This window comes from Aestuariivirga sp., from assembly GCF_965227715.1.
Lineage (GTDB): Bacteria > Pseudomonadota > Alphaproteobacteria > Rhizobiales > Aestuariivirgaceae > Aestuariivirga.
Genome location: NZ_OZ245771.1, coordinates 2,733,778 through 2,752,480 on the forward strand (window position 1 = coordinate 2,733,778; position 18,703 = coordinate 2,752,480).

Below are 18,703 nucleotides of genomic sequence, written 5' to 3' on the forward strand. Positions count from 1 at the left end.
TGACATCGTTAAAACCAATTCCCCCGCTCCGCGTCCTTTTGCATCTGTGCTGGACGGCGGTGGAGGAAGGCATCGGAGTGGACCACCGTCATGGCGGGCGTGAGGGTGACCACCCCATACATCGGCGGTTCATCCGAATAGACGGTCTCGACCGCCCCGCTGACGAGCGGGAGCTGGTGGTTGAGGCTGGGGAGGGCCGAAAAGGCGATGCCGTTCCAGGATCCTGAAATCGTGCGGTGAGCGTGGCCGAAGAAGATATGGCGGATATCGTGGCCCTTGAGCAAGGCGGCAAACTCCGCCGCGTCATCAAGCTTAATCAGGTCCATCAGCGCGTGGCCGATGTCGAAGGGCGGGTGATGCATGAAGAGATAGACTGGGGCGCCCTGAGCCTTCGCCAGTTCCGCCGTGAGCCAGAGGCGGCGCGGGATATCATAAAGGCCGGCGGAGGATGGCGGACCCTTCAGCGTGTCGAGGAGCAGGAGATGAAAGCCCTCCCGCACCAGCACCTCCTGCACGTGGCCGGTCTCATCAGCCCCGCCGAAGACCTGAAGATAATTGACGCGGTCATCATGGTTGCCCAGCATGAGATGGGTTTCAATGGGAAAGCGCTTGAGACGCTGCTTCAGCATCTTGTAGGCGGCGATGTCACCCTTCTCGGCCAGGTCTCCGGTGATGATGCAGAGACCGGCATCTGGGTGATGAGTCGCGATATCGGTCAGGGCCTTGTCCAGACGGTCGAAGGGATCGAGCCCCCACAGCGTTTCGCCGGGCGGCATGAGGTGAAGGTCCGTCAGGTGAATGAGCTTCATGCCTTATCCTGCCTCAGGCGCGAGCCGCGGAGAAGGCCCGCAGCATCGGCAATTGGGTAGCCCGCGGAGACGACGAGGGCGTTGATGCGGTTCAGGTCCCGGATCATGTCCACGTAGAGTGCGCTTCGCCGCAGCGCCTCGCCCTTGCCACGCGAAGAGGCCTGGAAATGCTTGTCCAGAACCTCTGTCTGCAATTCGCGGAAGGCGTCCTTCTGCGAGATGAGGCGCTTTGCACCTTCGACATCGCCTGAAGAGAGCACAGCGCTGGCGAGTTTCAGGTTGTCATGGATGATGAGGCAGAGATTGTCGAGTGAGGCGATCTCGTCCTCCGTGAAGGAAATGCTCTCGCGCGCCTTGGCCTCAATCCGGTCAGACAGGTTGAGCTGAATGACATCGCCCGCGTGTTCGAGGTTGGAGATGTAGAGCGTGAGCTCCAGCGCGCGGCGGGATTCTTCCGGCGTCAGCTCCGACTTGGCGAGGCTCGCGAGATAGGCCTGGAGCTGGGTCTGATAGGTGTTGAGGCGTTCATCCATCGGCTTCAGCTGCCGGAGCTTCTCGATGCTGCCCGAACGCAGCGCATCGAGTGCGGTGTCGAACATGCGCTCCAGAAGCTCCGTCATGCGTACGGTCTCGAGCAGCACATTGGCCAGCGCCACGGCGGGGGTTCTGGCGGACTTGGGATCGAGGTAGCGCGGGCGGATGAGATTGTCCCTGTCGCCCGGCCGGTCCGGCAGGAGGCGCTCCATGAGTTCCGCCACAATGCCGGTGAGCGGCAGGAAGACGAGGCCCACGATGATGTTGAAGCCCGCGTGGAAGAGCACGGCCTTTTCGACCGCACCCACCGGCAGGAGCTCCACCTCCGGCGCGATGCGATCAATGGCGGCGAGCGCCAGAATGGCGATGGCGCCGCGGCACATGAGATTGGCGAGCGGCAGGCGCCGCGCCACGGGGGGCTCCGCCAGGGTTGCGCTGACCGAGGGCAGGCCGCCGCCAAAATTAATGCCGAGGATGAAAGCGATGGCGCCGGTGATTTCCAGGCTGCCGCTGGCGAGGAAGGAGGCGATGAGCAAGATGACGGCCAGCGAGGAATGGAACATCCAGGTGAGGACGGCACCGATGATGAAGGCCAGGAAGGGCTCCCGCCCCACGGCGGCCAGCACCTGGTGGAAGAGCGTCGCTTCGCTCAGCGGTGCGGAGGCCTGCTTGATGAGGGTGAGGGACAGCAGCATCAGGCCGAGGCCGATCAGGATGCGGCCCAGATTGTGCGGTCTCAGCTCCGCCGACCAGGAGTGAAGAACATAGCCCGCAAAGAGCAGGATGGGCGAGGCCCAGAGGGCGAGGTTCGAGCCCGAGGCAAAAACGGCGGAGACAAGTGCCGAGCCCACATCGGCCCCCAGCAGCACGGCAAGCCCCAGCCTGGTTCCGATGGCGCCGGCCGAAGCGAGGCCCGCGACGATCAGCGTCATCGCCGTGCCGGAGCCCAGAATGGCGGTGGCGATGCCCCCCGCGGTGAAGGCCGAGAAGCGATTGCCCACCCGGTGCTCGATAAAGTTCTTGAGCCGGTCTCCCCAGGCCCGCATCACGCCGGTGCGCACCATGCGCACGCCCCACAGGAGGAGAGCGACCCCTCCCAGCAGGTTGACGATGACGGCGGTGCCCGGGTTCAACTAATCCCTCATTGCGGCCAGGGCAGTGACCACGTCTTCACATTGGTGAAAAACTTCATGGCCTCCATGACGCCTTCCTTTACGCCATTTCCGGAGTCCTTGATCCCGCCAAAGGGCGACATCTCGATGCGGTAACCCGGCACTTCCCAGATGTTGACGGTTCCGACATTCAACCCCTCGATGAATTTGGTGATGCGCGAGAGGTTGTTAGTGCACACGCCCGACGAGAGCCCGAAGGGCGTGGAGTTCGAAATGCGGATCACCTCATCATCATCGTTCGGCACGCGGACGATGGGAATGATGGGGCCGAAGGTTTCCTCGAAAACAAGATCCGACTGGTGCGGCACGAAATCAACCGTGATGGGCGGCAGAAGAGCGCCCTTGCGGCCCGGATCGTAAAGCACCTTGGCGCCCTGTTCAGCCGCCTTGTAGACGCGCGCCTCGAAGGTCTTCGCCGCCTGCTCATGCACCACCGTGCCGAGGTCGGTTGCAGGGTCCATCGGATCCCCGAAGTTGATGAGCTTGGCGCGGGCCAGCACCTTTTCCACAAACCGGTCTGCCACGCGCTCCTGCACGAGGATGCGCTTCACGGCAGTGCAGCGCTGGCCGGAATTGCGGGTGGCGCCCGCCACGGCGAGATCCGCCGCCTTGTCGAGATCGGTGTCCGAGAGATCGTCCAGAATGATCAGCGGATCATTGCCGCCGAGCTCGAGTGCGGCGCGCTTGTAGCCGGCCTTGGCGGCGATGATCTTGCCCACGCGCACGCCGCCCGTGAAGGTGATGATGTCAATGTTATCATTGGTCACCATCTCATCGCCGATATCATCCGGCCAGCCGGTGACGACCTGGAACATCTCCGGCGGCAGGCCCGCCTCATAGAGGATGTCGGCGAGGGCAATACAGGTGAGCGGGGTCAGCTCCGTGGGCTTGGCCACCACGCAATTGTTGGTGGCAATCGCTGGGGCCACCTTGTGGGAGACCATGTTGAGCGGGTGGTTGAAGGGCGTGATGGCGGAGATGACGCCGACGGGCTCCCGCTTGGTGAAGATCTTGCGGGGCTTGCCCTGCGGGGTGAGATCACAGGAGAAGATCTGGCCATCGTCCAGAATGCAGAGCTGGCCGGCCAGCGAATAGACGTCATAGGCGCGGCCCACTTCGTAGAGCGAGTCCTTCTTCGAAAGACCCAGCTCCAGCGTGATGAGGTCCGAGAGCTGATCCTTCCGTGAGCGGATCAATTCCGCCGTGCGGAACAGAATCTGCTGGCGCTCATAACGGGTGAGCTTCGGCTTGTAGTTGCGGGCAATCGCGAAGGCTTCGGCCGCATGGGCGGCCGTGCCGGCGGGAACGGTGCCGATGATTTCGTTCGTATACGGATAATGCACCGGCACCACACCTTCGGCATCGACCTTCCGGCCGCCGATGCGCATGGTTTCCTTGATGAGGTAGCGCTTTGTTGCAGCGATGTTCATGTCAGGCCTCCACGATATGATTGCAGCCCAGGGCAAAGGCATCGAAATTGCGCAACGTGCCCGGCAGATCCTTGAATTTCCGGTTGGCGATCACCGGAATTTCCTGCTCGGTGAGGCCGCCATGGGAGCGGAGCGGCTCGTTGAGCCCCGAGAGATCATGTTTGTCAGCCGAGGTGCCCAGAACGCGGGTGGCGTTTGGCCCGCCGGAGACGACGATCACGTCTCCCATGCGGTCTTCCGGCAATTCAAATCGCGCACAGCCTTCGTCCCTGTTGAGAACGGCATCCACACCATCCTGAGAGGCGATCACCGCCATGATCTCCTTCACGTCTGGCCCATAGGCATAGACCGTTGCGAAGCTGCCGAGTGCGCCGTGGTGCACGACATAGGGATCGGTGATCGGCAGGATGACCTTGGTCTTGCCGGCGCCGAATTTCGCGTCGAGCACGTCCTGGAGGTAGAGCACGTCCGGTTCGCCGTTGGCCAAGTGCTTGTCCTTCATGCCATGGTCCGCGACGATGACGATGATGGCGCCGGCGGCATCGAGCGCGCCCAGATACTTGTCCATCATCGCATAGAAGCGGTTGGCGCCCTCGGAGCCCGGTGCATATTTGTGCTGCACGTAATCGGTGGTCGAGAGATACATCAGATCAGGCCGCATGGACTGCAGGAGTTTGACGCCCGCGGCGAAGACGAATTCGGACAGTTCCGCCGAATAGACGTCAGGCACGCCCATGCCGACGAGGTCACAGACATTCTCGATGCCATTGTCCTTCAAATTCACCTTGTCCGCTTTCTCCGAGGAGAAGGCGACGGCCGTGCCATCGAAGACGAGGCCCTTGCCAAGGAGCAGGCGGAGCTTGTCCTTTGCGGTGACCATGGCGATTTTGGCACCAGCCTTCTGGAAGGCTTCGAAGATGGTGGGTGCGCGGAGCCATTTGGGATCGTTCATCATCGTTTCCTGGCCGGTGGCCGGATCGATGAGGTAATTGCCGCAGATGCCATGGACGGCCGGCGGGCGGCCGGTGACGATCGAGAGATTGTTCGGGTTGGTGAAGCTGGGGATGACGGAAAGACCGCGGCGGTTCTCACCCTTGGCGATGATCGCTTTCAGATTGGGCATCAGGCCATCACGCATGGCGATTTCCATGTAGCCGGGCTCGCTGCCGTCACAGCAGATGACGACGAGTGGTGCGGAAGGCCAGTTGTAGCTGCGGCCGTTGACGGTGATCGGGGTCATGTTTGAGTCTCGCATCTATTATTCTATTCCTCTCCCCCATTCTGGGGGAGAGGGGGGGACTTCGTGCTACTTAACCTTCCAGCGGCCTTAAGTCTGTGACGCCCATTTCCGTCAGCACCTCCTGAATGGCTTTCAGCACGGCGTGCATCACTGTTTCGTCGACCTTGCCGATGGTGCCGATGCGGAAACTCGGGCGCCTGGTCAGCTTGCCGGGATAGATGGCAAAGCCGCGGGTGCGCAGGTCTTCGTAGAATTGCTCGAAATCGAAATTGGGATCGCGCGGGGTGAGGAAGGTCTGGATGATGGGGCCCGCCTCATTGTCAGACAGCAAGGTGGAGAAGCCCATGTCGCGCATGCCCTGGATCAGGATGCGGGCATTGCGCTGGTAGCGGGCGCCGCGGGCGGCGACACCGCCTTCCTCCGCATGTTCCCGCATGGCCTGGTGGAAGGCGGCGAGCGCATGGGTGGGGGGCGTGAAGCGGAACTGGCCATTGGCCTCGAGGCCCTTCCACTGCTCATAGAGATCGAGCACCACGGAGTGGCTCATGCCGCGGGAGCCGAGCAGCATGTGGCGCTTCACCAGCACATAGGAGAAGCCGGGAACGCCTTCGATGCATTTGTTGGACGACGAGACCATGACATCCATGCCCACCGCCATGTTGAGCGGCACGGCGCCGAAGGAGGACATGGCGTCCACCATGTAGATCTTGCCGCGGGTTTTCACCACGCGGGCGATCTCTTCAATCGGGTTGACGATGCCGGAGGTGGTTTCGCAATGGATGACCCAGACATGGCTGATCGCCGGATCGGCATCGAGCGTGGCCGCAACCTCTTCTGCGGAAGGTGCTGCGCTGTCACCCTTGTCGATCTTGACCACCGGGCGCCCCAAGCGGGTGAGGATTGAGGCCGCGCGATCACCATAGGCGCCATTGGCGACGACCAGCGTCTTCGCATCCGCCTTGGGGCAGAAGGCGCCGAGCGCGGCTTCGATGGCGAAGGTGCCCGAGCCCTGCATGATCACGCATTCATAGGTGTCATCGCAGCCTGCGAGCCCCAGGAGACCGTTGCGGATATCAGCGACGATGCTGCGGAAGCCGATGTCACGCGAGCCCCAGTCCGCCAGCATCGCGGCTTTCACCGTGCGGGAGGTGGTGAGGGGGCCGGGGGTGAGCAGATAAGGCATGTCTTCCTGGCCGGGCGGGCCGTTGAAGCGCTGGGTCATCTTGTCCATGGGGCATCATCCTGAGAGGAACGCGAAACCGGAAAATGGGCGCTTGACCTGTATCAGTCAAATCGTATGTTCTTATGCACCACATAAGTTTGAATGATATGCGACACGCCCAGATCAAGGCCTTTCATGCCGTCGCCGTGCACAATGGATTCTCCCGCGCCGGCGAAGCCCTGGGGCTGACGCAGCCCGCCGTCTCCGACCATGTGCGGAAGCTGGAGGAAAGCTACGGCGTGCAATTGTTTACGCGCGGGTCCTCCGGCGTGGCGCTGACGGATATGGGCCGCAAGCTGTTTGCCATTGCCGAGCGGCTGTTCGAGGCGGAAACGGAAGCGATGGAGCTGCTCTCCCGCGGGCGGACGCTGGAAGAGGGCCAACTCACCATCGGGGCCGATGCCGCCGTGCACATTCTGCCGGAACTGGCGCGGTTCCGGCTGAAGCACCCGAAGCTCTCCGTCAGGCTCGTGACCGGAAACTCCGCACAATTGGTGAAGCGGCTGGAGGATTTCTCGATCGACATCGCCATTACCGCGGAGCGCCCCCCGGACGCGGGGTTTCTGGCGCGGAAGCTGCGCAGTGACCGGCTCGTCGCCGTGGTGCAGCGGAGCTCCAAGCTTTCGAAACTGAAGGAGATCCGTTTTGAGCAGCTCGTCAAGCTGCCGCTTATTCTGCGCGAGGAGGGCTCAATGACACGGACACTTCTTCTGGACGAGGCGGGGCGCCGAGGCATCACCCTGTCGGGCGCCATCGAAATCGAGAGCCGGGAGGCGGCGCGTGAGGCGGCGGCCGAGGGGCTTGGGCTTGCCATCATGTCCAAGGGGGAACTGGTGCCGGACGGGAGGCTTGCGGTGCTGGCCATCCCCGACTGGACCACGGAAATGGAGGAATGGATGATCTGCCTCAAGTCCCGCAGCGCGCTCCATGTGATCCGCTCCTTCTTCACGCTGGAGCGGGAGGCCGCGAAACCCATTGCATAAGCTTGGCCTTGCCGCGCTGGGGCCGAAGCCTCATATTCCCGCGGAACAGGGGGGCTTCTCGGCATGATCGGCTATATTCTTCTGGGCGTCATCGTCCTCTCCATCGCTTATCTCGTCTTTGCCTATAACGGGCTGGTGCGGAACAAGAATCTGGTGGCGGAGGGCTGGAGCGGCATCGACGTGCAATTGCGCCGCCGGGCCGATCTGATCCCCAATCTCATCGAGACGGTGAAGGGCTATGCCGCGCATGAGGACAAGCTGTTCCATGACATTGCGGAGCTGCGCGCCAAATCCATCTCCGGCGGAAGCGTGGCTGAACAATCCGCCGTAGGCCAGGCCATGAGCCAGGCGCTGGGCAAACTCTTCGCCGTGGCGGAGGCCTATCCGCAGCTCAAAGCCGATGCCAATTTCCGCGACCTGCAGGACAAGCTTGCCGGCATCGAGGACGAGATCCAGCTGTCGCGGCGCTATTACAATGGCGCGGTCAGGAACCTCAACACCATGATCGAGAGCTTTCCCTCGAACCTGATTGCCACGCAGTTCAAATTCGAGAAGGCCGAATTCTTCGAGATCGGAGATGCCGCGGCGCGCGAAGTGCCGAAGGTCGATTTCAAGACGCGCTGAGATGCGCCGCCTCCTTGCTCTGAGCTTCGGGCTGCTGCTGGCGCTGACAGCGCCCGCACTGGCTGAGGAACGCATTCTCAATTTCTACAGCCTGGCGTCGGTGAATGCCGATGCGAGCCTCGATGTGCGCGAGACGATCATCGTCCAGTCCGAGGGCGTTGACATCAAGCACGGGATCTACCGCGACTTTCCCACGGCCTACACGGACCCAAGCGGCCAGCGGGTTGTGGTTGGCTTCGATGTGCAGGAGGTGCGCCGGGACGGGACTGCGGAACCCTTCACGCTTGAACCCTTGAGCAATGGCACACGCATCAAGATCGGGGACAAGGACGTGTTCCTGAACGATGGTGTGCACCGCTATGAGATCAGCTATCGCACCACGCGGCAGATCGGCTTTTTCGAGGGCTATGACGAGCTGTACTGGAATGTGACCGGCAACGGCTGGGAGCTGCCCATTTCTGCCGCACGGATCGCGATCCGCCTGCCTGCAGGTGCCGAGATTTCTCAGCATGCGGAATATACCGGAGCCTATGGCAGCAAGGCGCGGGACGTGCGCGTTCTCACGGCGAGCGGCAATCTCTTTGAAGCAGTGACGACGGCGCCGCTGCAGCGGGGCGAAGGCCTGACGGTGAGTGTTGCCTGGCAGAAGGGACTGGTGACGCCACCCTCCGATTCACAGAAATGGGCATGGTGGCTGTCGGACAATGCGGGCTTCTTCGCATTGGGCCTGGGGCTTATCGCATCGGGACTGTATTTTCTCTTTGCCTGGAACAAGGTGGGGCGCGATCCCGCCAAGGGCACGATCATCCCGCTGTTCACCCCGCCCAAGGGCATGGGACCTGCCGCCGTGCGCTATGTCTCCCGCTATGGCGCGGATGCGAAGACCTTCGCTGCGGCAATGGTGGGGCTTGCGGTCAAGGGCCGCCTCAGGATTGCCGATGACGGCAACAGCTTCGCCATCACCAAGCTTGCGGATTCTGGCAGCGAGCCTCTCACCATTTCCGAGCGGGCGCTCTATGCGGCATTGCCGCAGGGAAGCACCGGACTCCGGCAATCGAACCATGCCGTGGTGGGCGCTGCAAAAACCGCGCTCGAGAACGCCTTGAAGCGCGAATATGATGGCAAGGTGTTCCTGCGAAACCTTGGCTGGTTTGCAGGAGGGCTCGCCATCTCGGTCATCTGCCTCATTGCGGGGGCGCTGATGATGCCGGGGCCTGACGGCGTGCTCGGACTGTTTGCAATGGGCTGGACGGCGGTTTGGTGGGGCGTGATCCTGGCCGTGGGCTGGGCGTCGATCAAGGGGCTGATGTCGGCGCGCGGCTGGGCGAAAATATCCTCACTCTTCGGGCTTATCGTGCTGTTTCCCTTCATCGGCGCGGGCGTAATCGGGCCGGGATTCATGCTGATGCAGGGCGGCGGTTCGCCTGGGCTCTATGTTCTTGTGGCGGTGGCGGTTCTGCTCAGCCTGATGAACGTGATCTTCTACCATTTGCTGCGCGCGCCGACGGAGACGGGCCGCAGGCTTCTGGACCAGATCGAGGGTTTCAAGCTCTATCTGTCGACGGCCGAGGAAGACCGCCTCAACGTGCTCAATCCGCCGGAGAAGACGCCGGAGCTGTTCGAGCGCTACCTGCCCTATGCGCTGGCGCTCGACTGCGAAAATGAGTGGAATGCCAAATTCGCCGCCGTGCTGGCAGCCGCCGCAGCGGCCGGTGCCGCTGGCCCTCTCTGGTATTCAGGCAACAGCTGGGACTTTGGCCGCTCCGGCAGCTTTACCAACAGTCTGGGGAGCAGCCTGGCCGCAAGTGCCGCATCTGCCGCCACAGCACCAGGGCGGAGTTCCGGTTCGGGCGGGGGTGGATTCTCAGGCGGCGGCGGCGGCGGGGGCGGCGGCGGCGGCTGGTGATCAGCCTTCGAGCGCTTCCCGCTTCATTTCAAGCTCGAGCCATTGCTCCTCGGATTTTGCCAGTTCCTCACGCACGGCGGAGAGGCGGGAGGCGGACTGCGCGAAGGCTTTCGGATCGCGCGTGAAGAGGGCCGCATCGGCGAGCTTCGCTTCGAGCGTGGCGATTTCGCCCTCGAGTTTCTTCATGGCCGCGGGAAGCGTCTCGAGCGCGTGCTTTTCCTTGAAGGAGAGTTTGCGCTGGGCCTGAGGGGTTTCAACGCGCTGTGCGGCGCTTGGCTTTGCGGGCTCCGCCTTCACCTTGCGGGCTTCGACACCCTGACCGCGCTGGTTGACCATGTCCGAATAGCCGCCGGCATATTCCGTCCACGTCCCATTTCCCTCCGCCATCAGCACGGAGGTGGCGACACGGTCCAGAAAGTCACGATCATGGCTGACGAGCAGGATGGTGCCCGGATAATCGGCCAGCATTTCCTGCAGCATGTCCAGCGTTTCGAGGTCGAGATCATTGGTGGGTTCGTCCAGGATCAAGAGGTTCGAGGGCTTGGCAAGCTCCCGCGCCAGGATCAGCCGGCCGCGCTCTCCGCCCGAGAGCACGCTGACGGGGGTGCGCGCCTTCTCCGGCGGGAACAGGAAATCCTTCATATAGCTGACGACATGCTTCGTCTCGCCATTGACCGTGACGGAAGAGCCGCGGCCATCGGTGATCACATCCGCCAGCGTGGCCGTGGGATCAAGGCTCTGGCGGGACTGGTCCAGCTTCACCGTTTGCAGATTGGTGCCGAGCCGGATCGCGCCTGAATCGGGATCAAGCTCGCCGGTGAGAAGCTTGATGAGGGTGGTTTTTCCCGCGCCATTGGGGCCGACGATGCCCAGCCTGTCGCCCCGCATCACCAGAAGGTCGAGATTGCTGATGATCGTCCTGTCGCCAAAGCTCTTGGAGACGGACTTCGCCTCCGCCACCAGCTTGCCCGAGAGATCGCCCGCGGAGGAGGCCATGCGGACGCCGCCCTGCTGGCCCACATGCTCCTTCCGCTCGCTGCGCAAGCTTGCCAGCAGATCCACCCGGCGCATGTTGCGCTTGCGCCTAGCGGTCACGCCATAGCGCATCCAGTGTTCTTCGGCCTCGATGCGCTTGGACAGGAGCACCTGCTCCGCCTCCTCTTTCGCCAGCACCTCATCGCGCCAGGCTTCGAAGAAGGCGAAGCCGCGTTCCAGCCTTCGCGACGCGCCGCGGTCCAGCCAGACGGTGCGGTTGGTGAGGGCATCGAGGAAGCGCCGGTCATGGCTGATGAGCACGAAGGCGGAGCGGAGCGACTTGAGCTCGGCTTCGAGCCATTCAATGGCCGGAAGGTCCAGATGGTTGGTGGGCTCATCGAGCAGCAGAATGTCAGGCGAGGGCGCCAGGGTGCGGGCAATGGCGGCGCGGCGGATTTCGCCGCCGGAGAGCGTTGCAGGGCGCTCCTCGCCGCTGAGGCCCAGCTCGCTCAGGAGATAGGTGCAGCGGTGCGGATCATCCGTGGGGCCCAATCCCGCCTCCACATAGGCGCGGACATTTTCATAGGCCGAGAGATCGGGCTCCTGCGGGAGATAGCGGATGGTGGTGCCGGGCTGCACCCAGCGCTCGCCCTTGTCCGCCTCGATCATGCCGGCAGCGATCTTGAGAAGTGTCGACTTTCCCGAGCCGTTGCGCCCGACGAGTGCCACACGCTCTCCTTCCGCCACGGCGAGTTCCGCGTCTTCCAATATGGGACGCCCGCCGAAGGTGAGGCCGATGCCGCGAAGATGAAGGAGAATTCTGCTCATGGGAGCGGGGTCTAGAGCATTTTACCGTATTGGCAAATCCTCTCGCATTTGCGTGCCCGCAACCTGCGAGGGGCCAGGTAGCAGGGCTTTGCCAGGGCCACTCACGCCGCGGGAGTCGTCCCCTGCAGCAGCTCGGCAAATTTGGGCATGTCGATGTTGCCGCCCGAGAGGATTACGCCCACGCGCTTGCCCTTCATCTGCTCGCGCTCCTGCATGAGGGCAGCGAGGGGGGCTGCGCCTGCCCCTTCTGCAATGGTGTGGCAGCAACGGAAATAAAGCCTGACGGCCTCGGCGATCTCATCATCGCTCACCGTCACGATCCGGTCCGCGCCGCGGGCGATGTGGGCGAAGGCTTCGGGGTTCACCACGCGCACCGCCATGCCATCGGCAAAGGTGGATGCCGTGTTGGTGGAGACGGGCTGTCCCGCCGCGAAGGACAAAGCGATGGCATTGGCACCTTCGGCCACCACGCCGATCACCTTGGTCCTGAGGCCCAGCATGTCCCGCGCGGCAATGGTGCCGACGATGCCGGACCCCATGCCGACGGGCACATAGATGGCATCGAGCTCTCCCGCCGCGCGGAACAGCTCATGGGCATAGGTTGTCACCCCCATCACCAGCTCCTTGCCGAAGGAGGGGATGAAGTCGAGGCCGCGGGCCTTTGCCATGTCCATGGCGGTTTCGCGGGCGGCGTCAAAATCATGGCCGGTCTCGATCAGCTCGGCACCCAGGGCCCGCATGGCGGCGTTCTTCTCCGGCGAATTGCCGATGGGGCAGACGATGGTGGACTTGATGCCAACGCGGGCCGCGGCAAAGGGAATGGACTGGCCGTGATTGCCGCGCGTTGCGGTGATGACGCCACCGGTCTGGCCCCGGTCCTTCCTGAGCTTCATGTGAACAAGGCCGCCCCGCACCTTGAAGGCGCCGGTTGGCGTATGGTTCTCGTGCTTCACCCAGGTTTCGCAGCCGGTCTCCTCGCACAGCAGGGGCCAGGCGAATTGCGGGGTGGGCGGCATGGCGGCATAGACGATGCGGCTGGCCTGTTCGAGTTCGTCAGCGGTGTACATGGGGGTGAGTAAGGCCCATCCTCCATGAAGGGTCAACCTTGACTCTGGTTGCGCCGCATGTTTCTCAACCCTCAACCACATGATTTGAACGGGGATCGACCATGACAACGGCCTTCATGTTTCCGGGCCAGGGCAGCCAGGCCATCGGCATGGGGAAAAGCCTTGCGGAAAATTTTGCCGCGGCCCGCTCGGTGTTCGAAGAGGTCGATGCCGCATTGGGCCAGAGGCTTTCCACGCTGATGTGGGAGGGGCCCGAGATTGAGCTGACCCTGACGGAGAATGCCCAGCCGGCGCTGATGGCCGTGTCCATGGCGGTGATCCGCGTACTCGAGGCCGAGCATGGCATTACCGTTGCCAACACCGCAGCCTTCGTTGCGGGCCATTCGCTTGGGGAATATTCCGCATTGGCTGCGGCGGGCACCTTCTCGCTTGCCGATGCGGCCCGCCTTCTGAAGACGCGCGGGCTGGCGATGCAGAGCGCCACACCCGTGGGCACCGGCGCCATGGCAGCCCTTCTGGGCCTCGACTTTGCTACGGCTGCTGCTGCAGCTGCGGAGGCAGCACAAGGCGAGGTGTGCCAGGCCGCCAATGACAACAGCGATGGCCAGGTGGTCGTTTCCGGCACCAAGGCTGCGGTTGAGCGCTGTGCCGAGATCGCCAAGGCCAAGGGTGCAAAGCGCGCGGTGATGCTGCCGGTGTCCGCACCCTTCCACTGCGCGCTGATGCAGCCCGCAGCCGACGTGATGGCAGAGGCCCTTGCGAAGGTGACGATGCATGCGCCCTGCGTGCCGCTCATTGCCAATGTGGGGGCCTTGCCGCTCACCGATCCTGCGGCAATCCGTGCAAGCCTTGTGGCGCAGGTGACCGGCACGGTGCGCTGGCGCGAATGCGTGGGATTCATGGTGGCGCAAGGTGTTGCGCGTTTCTATGAGATTGGTGCGGGCAAGGTGCTGACCGGGCTTTCGAAGAAGAATGCGCCGGAGGCCACGGCCTTCGCCATCAATTCAGCTGAAGACATTGCCGCGGCCGCGGCGCAGATCAAAGGATAATTCATCATGTTCGATCTCACCGGCAAGACCGCGCTTGTCACCGGCGCGACCGGCGGCATTGGTGCTGCCATCGCCAAGGCACTGCACAGGGCAGGCGCCACCATTGCAGTGTCCGGCACGCGGGCCGCCGTGCTGGAAGAGCTGAAGGCGGAATTGGGTGGCGAGCGCGTCTTCGTGCTGCCCTGCAATCTCTCCGATTCCGCAGCCGTGGAGAAGCTTGTGCCGGAGGCAGAGGCGGCGATGGGCACGCTCGATATTCTCGTCAACAATGCCGGCATCACCAAGGACGGTCTTGCCATGCGCATGAAGGATGAGGACTGGAGCGCAGTGATTGATGTGAACCTCACCGCCTCCTTCCGGCTGGCGCGCAGCGCCATGCGCGGCATGATGAAGCGGCGCTGGGGCCGCATCGTCAACATCACCTCGGTTGTCGGTGTGACGGGCAATCCGGGCCAAGCGAATTACGTGGCCTCCAAGGCGGGCGTGATCGGCCTCACCAAGTCTCTTGCGCAGGAGCTTGCGGCGCGCAGCGTGACCGTCAATGCCGTGGCACCCGGCTTCATCGCCACGCCGATGACGGACGTGCTGACGGAGAAGCAGAAGGAAATGATCCTGGCCCGCGTGCCTGCGGCCAAGCTCGGAACGCCAGAGGATGTGGCGGCGGCCGTATTGTTCCTCGCCTCGCAGGAAGCAAATTACATCACCGGCCAGACGCTTCACGTCAATGGCGGCATGGCGATGGTATAGGCCACTCCATCCTGGCCGTCATTCCGGCGCCGGCCGGAATCCCGCTTTGCTTCAACATGCGCTGAAAGAGAAGCGGGATTCCCGCCTTCGCGGGGATGACGGGATGTGGGACGTTCCAATCGCGCAGCGTTGTGTGGGCTCGCTCCTTCTCAGCGCTCCAGCACGAGAATATCCAGTTTTGATTCGTATTGCGGAGCTGGGAACTGGAAGACGAGGCGGTTCTTGGCCAGGCGTTCGACGATCGCGACCTGGTCTTCCTTCGCGTCTTCCCCATAGCGGCGCGGGGCTTCGCCTGCCACGTGGCCGGCACCGAGATAGGCCAGGCGGGTCGCGGAGAGGGTGTAGAATCGGCCAGTCGTGCGCTGGGAGCCGGAGATCTTTTCCAGCACCCAGCCTGCGCCATCATCCGAAATGCGGCAGTTGAACCAGGAATAGACGGTGAGCGGCAACGTGCCCCCGGCCTTGATCGTGCGGCACTTCCAGTTTCCGACGGGATCGAAGGCGCCTTCCACGGCCAAGGGACTTCCGGCCAGTGCGGCATCCAGCACCGCCACATCTTCCCGCGAACCGCCGGCGCGGGCCTCGGCAAGCGCCTGGCGTTCCGTTTCGTCAAACTGGGCAAGGCGCTGTTTGTCGAATGACGTCAACAGCTTGTCGAGTTCGCCATCGGCCCTTGCCACCGAAATTGCCGTAGCCAGAACCATGAGGGTGATGAGAATGCGCTTCATGGGGCAAGCGTGCCAAAGCCTTGCGCGGCCCGCAAGAGCCAAGGGCATTTTAGAGGCGCCATGCTGCAAGGCCCCTTTTGACCTCCCTCGGAAATGTGTGCTAGGGAAGCCCCCGGCGTGTGGGGGGCCGCAGGGGTCCTGCTGTCCTGCCGACAGAGACGATAAAACAAACCAAGGACGATAAAACAATGAGTGATGTGGCTGAGCGGGTGAAGAAGATCGTCGTCGAGCATCTCGGCGTTGACGCCGACAAGGTGAAGGCGGAAGCGAGCTTCATCGACGACCTCGGCGCGGACAGCCTCGACACGGTCGAGCTGGTCATGGCCTTCGAAGAAGAGTTCGGCATCGAGATTCCGGACGACGCGGCCGAGTCGATCCAGACTGTCGGTGACGCCGTCAAGTTCATTGAGAAGAGCGCTGCCTGAGTGCTGCGTTCGATCGGGCCCTTGGGCGCGATCAAAGTTAGATTTTGCGCGGAGGCAGGCTATGAGACAAGCCTGCCGCCGCGTTTTCGCATAGGAAGGTCTTTGCATGCGCCGTGTCGTCGTCACCGGACTTGGAATGGTCACCCCGCTTGCCTCCGGCGTTGACGAAACGTGGAGCCGCCTGCTCGCGGGCGCATCGGGCGCTGGCAAGATCACGCGTTTCGATGCCTCGGACCTGCCGTGCCAGATCGCCTGCGAAGTGAAACGTGGTGACGGCAGCGATGGCAGCTTCAATCCCGAACAGTGGATGGATGCCAAGGAAATCCGCCGCTATGACGACTTCATCATCTATGCCGTGGCCGCCGCCAAGCAGGCGATGAAAGATGCAGGAGTCGAGCTCAAGACCGAGGACGAGAAGTGCCGCGCAGGCGTGCTCGTCGGCTCCGGCATTGGCGGCTTGAGCAACATTGCCGACACGACCACGCTGATGAACGAGAAGGGCCCGCGCCGCATCAGCCCGTTCTTCATTCCCGGCTCGCTGATCAATCTCGCCTCCGGGCTCATCTCGATCGAATTCGGGCTCAAGGGTCCGAACCATGCGGTGGTGACCGCCTGTTCGACGGGCTCCCACGCCATTGGCGATGCCGCGCGGCTGATCGCCTTCGACGATGCCGACATCATGGTGGCAGGAGGGGCTGAATCGGCCATCTGCCGGATCGGCATTGCGGGCTTCATCGCCTGCAAGGCGCTGTCCACCCACTTCAATGACACGCCGGAGAAGGGATCGCGCCCCTATGACAGAGACCGCGATGGCTTCGTGATGGGCGAAGGTGCGGGCATCGTGGTGCTCGAGGAACTCGAGCATGCGAAGGCGCGCGGCGCCACGATCTATGCCGAGGTGGTGGGCTATGGCATGTCAGGCGATGCCTATCACGTGACCGCGCCATCGCCCGATGGCGACGGCGCCTTCCGCTGCATGACGGCGGCGCTGAAGCGCGCGGGGCTTCAGGCGCATGAGATCGACTATGTGAATGCGCATGGCACATCGACGCCTCTGGGCGATGAGATCGAGCTGCGCGCCGTCGAGCGGCTGATGGGTAACCGCACGGCGGAGCTCACCATGTCCTCCACCAAGTCCTCGATCGGCCATTTGCTGGGTGCGGCGGGGGCGGTGGAAGCGATCTTCTCCATTCTCGCAATCCGTGACAATGTAGCCCCGCCGACGATCAACCTCGACCACCCGTCCGTCGACACGCGGATCGACCTCGTGCCGCAGACGGCGAAGCCGAAAGAGATCAACACAGTTCTGTCCAATTCCTTTGGTTTTGGTGGCACCAACGCTTCGCTGATCATGCGCCGCTACGCGGCATAGACGCTGGGGGATACGCAGGTTGATGAAACCGCAGCCATCCGTGAAGGTGCCGGGACCGCGGCAGACCAAGCGGCGGGCCTCCGCGGTGTTCCGCGTGCTTCTCTGGACCTTCCTGATCGTCCTGGCCTTCGGCATCGCTGCCCTCGGCGCGGGGTTTTATGCGCAGAGCCAATACACGGCACCTGGCCCCCTGGCGGAGGACAAGGTGTTCACGGTGGAGCAGGGCCTCTCGTCATCCGAGATCGGCGCTGCGCTGGAGAAGAACGGCATCATCTCCAACGGCCGCCTCTTCGCGGTGATGGCGCAGCTCACCGGGCAGCGCACCAAGCTGAAGGCAGGCGAATACGCCTTTGCCAAGGCCTCGCCCATGAGCGACGTGATGGCGCTCATCGCCAGCGGCAAGGCCGTGACCTACAAGATCCTCATCCCAGAGGGCTTCACCAGTGAAATGGCCGTGGCGCGCGTCAATGCCAATGAGGTGCTGACGGGCCCTCCGGCCGCGGTGCCGCCGGAAGGCGCCATCATGCCGGACACCTATGTGTTTCGCCGCGGCATGACACGGCAGAAGCTGGTGGAGGACATGCAGGCGGCGCAGGCAAAGCTTCTGGATGAGCTGTGGGCCGCGCGCGTGCCCGTGCCCGAAATCGCCACCAAGGAACAGGCCGTAACACTTGCCTCCATCGTCGAGAAGGAGACGGCGGTTGCGGAGGAGCGGCCGCTCATCGCGTCAGTATTCATCAACCGGCTGATGAAGGGCATGCGCCTGCAGTCGGACCCCACGATCATCTATGGCATCGCCGGGGGCAAAGGGCGGCTCGACCGGCCGCTGACCCGCTCCGACATCGATACGGCGACACCCTACAACACCTACCGGATCGACGGCTTGCCGCCGGGGCCCATCGCCAATCCCGGCCGCGCCGCGCTCGAGGCGGTGCTGGCGCCGCAGGTGACCGACAAGCTGTTCTTCGTGGCGGATGGCACCGGCGGGCACGCCTTTGCCGCAACGCTCGATGAGCATAACCGCAACGTGAAGGCCTGGCGGCAGATTGCCGGCAATGCCGCGGCAACGGCCGCTGCCGATACGGAGGATGATGCGTCGCCCCAGCCCGAGGCGGTGACGGCGCCTGAGCCCGAGGCCCCCGCCGCTCCCGCTCCTCCCGCAGATAGTGCCGGCCCCTTGGCAGATGTGGCGCCTGAGCCTGAGCCGGCTCCTCCGGCACCTGCTCCGCAGGCCGCGGAAACACCTCCCCCCGCGCCTGCACCGGAACCGCCTGCTCTTGCCCCGGAGCCCCCTGCGCCGGAGCCGTCGGCGCCTGTTCCGGCCCCCGCACCCGAAGCCGCGCCAGCACCTGAAGCCGCGCCAGCACCGGCCCCCGCGCCAAAGCCCCCGGCCGCCGTCGCCGTGCCCACGCCGCGGGTCAAGCCCGTCATTGCTGCTGCCCCGGAGCGGGTCACGCTGAAGCCGGGCACCATCGTGATGGTAGAGGGGCGCCCCGCCGTGATCCCCCGGCTCAGGCCGCAACCCTGAGGCTTTCCCTGCGCGCCTGAACTGTTCTAAAGCTCTCTGCCTGATTCACCGTTCAGGGACGACG

General features: G+C 63.5%; 16 protein-coding genes. 8 read left to right on the forward strand and 8 right to left on the reverse strand.

Annotated features, from left to right (window positions below):
- Positions 1 to 8 precede the first annotated feature (8 nt).
- The 5 genes from ACO06F_RS12980 to ACO06F_RS13000 are packed head-to-tail and all read right to left on the reverse strand — an operon-like array spanning position 9 to position 6,416.
- Positions 9 to 809 carry a phosphodiesterase gene (locus ACO06F_RS12980; protein WP_421693173.1) on the reverse strand — a complete coding sequence of 267 codons (801 nt, stop codon included), beginning with the start codon at positions 807 to 809 and terminating at the stop codon, positions 9 to 11.
- A complete protein-coding gene (locus ACO06F_RS12985; protein WP_421693174.1) occupies positions 806 to 2,476 on the reverse strand; it encodes a Na/Pi cotransporter family protein in 1,671 nt (556 codons plus the stop codon). Before ACO06F_RS12985 ends, ACO06F_RS12980 begins: the two co-directional genes overlap by 4 nt.
- A gap of 8 nt (positions 2,477 to 2,484) precedes the next feature.
- Positions 2,485 to 3,945 carry a phosphonoacetaldehyde dehydrogenase gene (gene phnY, locus ACO06F_RS12990; RefSeq protein ID WP_421693175.1) on the reverse strand — a complete coding sequence of 487 codons (1,461 nt, stop codon included), beginning with the start codon at positions 3,943 to 3,945 and terminating at the stop codon, positions 2,485 to 2,487.
- 1 nt (position 3,946) lies between these two features.
- On the reverse strand, positions 3,947 to 5,200 hold the full coding sequence (gene phnA, locus ACO06F_RS12995; protein WP_421693176.1) for a phosphonoacetate hydrolase: 1,254 nt from the start codon (positions 5,198 to 5,200) through the stop codon (positions 3,947 to 3,949).
- A 55-nt stretch (positions 5,201 to 5,255) separates the two neighbouring features.
- Positions 5,256 to 6,416 carry a 2-aminoethylphosphonate--pyruvate transaminase gene (locus ACO06F_RS13000; RefSeq protein WP_421693177.1) on the reverse strand — a complete coding sequence of 387 codons (1,161 nt, stop codon included), beginning with the start codon at positions 6,414 to 6,416 and terminating at the stop codon, positions 5,256 to 5,258.
- A gap of 98 nt (positions 6,417 to 6,514) precedes the next feature.
- Between ACO06F_RS13000 and ACO06F_RS13005 the strand changes: the two genes are divergently transcribed.
- The 3 genes from ACO06F_RS13005 (at position 6,515) to ACO06F_RS13015 (ending at position 9,920) form a co-directional block, all read left to right on the forward strand.
- On the forward strand, positions 6,515 to 7,390 hold the full coding sequence (locus tag ACO06F_RS13005) for a LysR substrate-binding domain-containing protein (protein ID WP_421693178.1): 876 nt from the start codon (positions 6,515 to 6,517) through the stop codon (positions 7,388 to 7,390).
- 63 nt (positions 7,391 to 7,453) lie between these two features.
- Entirely contained in the window at positions 7,454 to 8,014 is a 561-nt protein-coding gene (locus ACO06F_RS13010; protein WP_421693179.1) for a LemA family protein, read from the forward strand.
- A 1-nt stretch (position 8,015) separates the two neighbouring features.
- Positions 8,016 to 9,920: a DUF2207 domain-containing protein gene (locus ACO06F_RS13015; protein ID WP_421693180.1), complete on the forward strand. Its 1,905-nt coding sequence runs from the start codon at positions 8,016 to 8,018 to the stop codon at positions 9,918 to 9,920.
- Here ACO06F_RS13015 and ACO06F_RS13020 read toward each other — a convergent pair whose 3' ends face one another.
- Together ACO06F_RS13020 and ACO06F_RS13025 are read right to left on the reverse strand one after the other, a co-directional pair.
- The gene (locus ACO06F_RS13020) at positions 9,921 to 11,723 is read right to left on the reverse strand and encodes an ABC-F family ATP-binding cassette domain-containing protein (RefSeq protein ID WP_421693181.1); all 1,803 of its coding nucleotides are present in this window, start codon (positions 11,721 to 11,723) and stop codon (positions 9,921 to 9,923) included.
- Between the two features lie 101 nt (positions 11,724 to 11,824).
- A complete protein-coding gene (locus ACO06F_RS13025) occupies positions 11,825 to 12,790 on the reverse strand; it encodes a threonine dehydratase (protein WP_421693182.1) in 966 nt (321 codons plus the stop codon).
- A gap of 101 nt (positions 12,791 to 12,891) precedes the next feature.
- Here ACO06F_RS13025 and fabD point away from each other — a divergent pair, with 101 nt between their 5' ends.
- Both fabD and fabG read left to right on the forward strand, forming a co-directional pair.
- Positions 12,892 to 13,839 (forward strand): ACP S-malonyltransferase, encoded by a 948-nt coding sequence (gene fabD / locus ACO06F_RS13030; protein ID WP_421693183.1) that lies wholly within the window; start codon positions 12,892 to 12,894, stop codon positions 13,837 to 13,839.
- Positions 13,840 to 13,845: 6 nt separating this feature from the next.
- On the forward strand, positions 13,846 to 14,586 hold the full coding sequence (gene fabG, locus ACO06F_RS13035) for a 3-oxoacyl-[acyl-carrier-protein] reductase (protein WP_421693184.1): 741 nt from the start codon (positions 13,846 to 13,848) through the stop codon (positions 14,584 to 14,586).
- Positions 14,587 to 14,735: 149 nt separating this feature from the next.
- Here fabG and ACO06F_RS13040 read toward each other — a convergent pair whose 3' ends face one another.
- Positions 14,736 to 15,314: a DUF4893 domain-containing protein gene (locus ACO06F_RS13040; protein ID WP_421693185.1), complete on the reverse strand. Its 579-nt coding sequence runs from the start codon at positions 15,312 to 15,314 to the stop codon at positions 14,736 to 14,738.
- Between the two features lie 188 nt (positions 15,315 to 15,502).
- Here ACO06F_RS13040 and ACO06F_RS13045 point away from each other — a divergent pair, with 188 nt between their 5' ends.
- The 3 genes from ACO06F_RS13045 (at position 15,503) to mltG (ending at position 18,639) form a co-directional block, all read left to right on the forward strand.
- Positions 15,503 to 15,739: an acyl carrier protein gene (locus tag ACO06F_RS13045; protein WP_111197536.1), complete on the forward strand. Its 237-nt coding sequence runs from the start codon at positions 15,503 to 15,505 to the stop codon at positions 15,737 to 15,739.
- Positions 15,740 to 15,845: 106 nt separating this feature from the next.
- On the forward strand, positions 15,846 to 17,111 hold the full coding sequence (gene fabF, locus ACO06F_RS13050) for a beta-ketoacyl-ACP synthase II (RefSeq protein ID WP_421693186.1): 1,266 nt from the start codon (positions 15,846 to 15,848) through the stop codon (positions 17,109 to 17,111).
- A gap of 22 nt (positions 17,112 to 17,133) precedes the next feature.
- The gene (mltG, locus tag ACO06F_RS13055) at positions 17,134 to 18,639 is read left to right on the forward strand and encodes an endolytic transglycosylase MltG (RefSeq protein WP_421693187.1); all 1,506 of its coding nucleotides are present in this window, start codon (positions 17,134 to 17,136) and stop codon (positions 18,637 to 18,639) included.
- Positions 18,640 to 18,703: the final 64 nt, after the last annotated feature.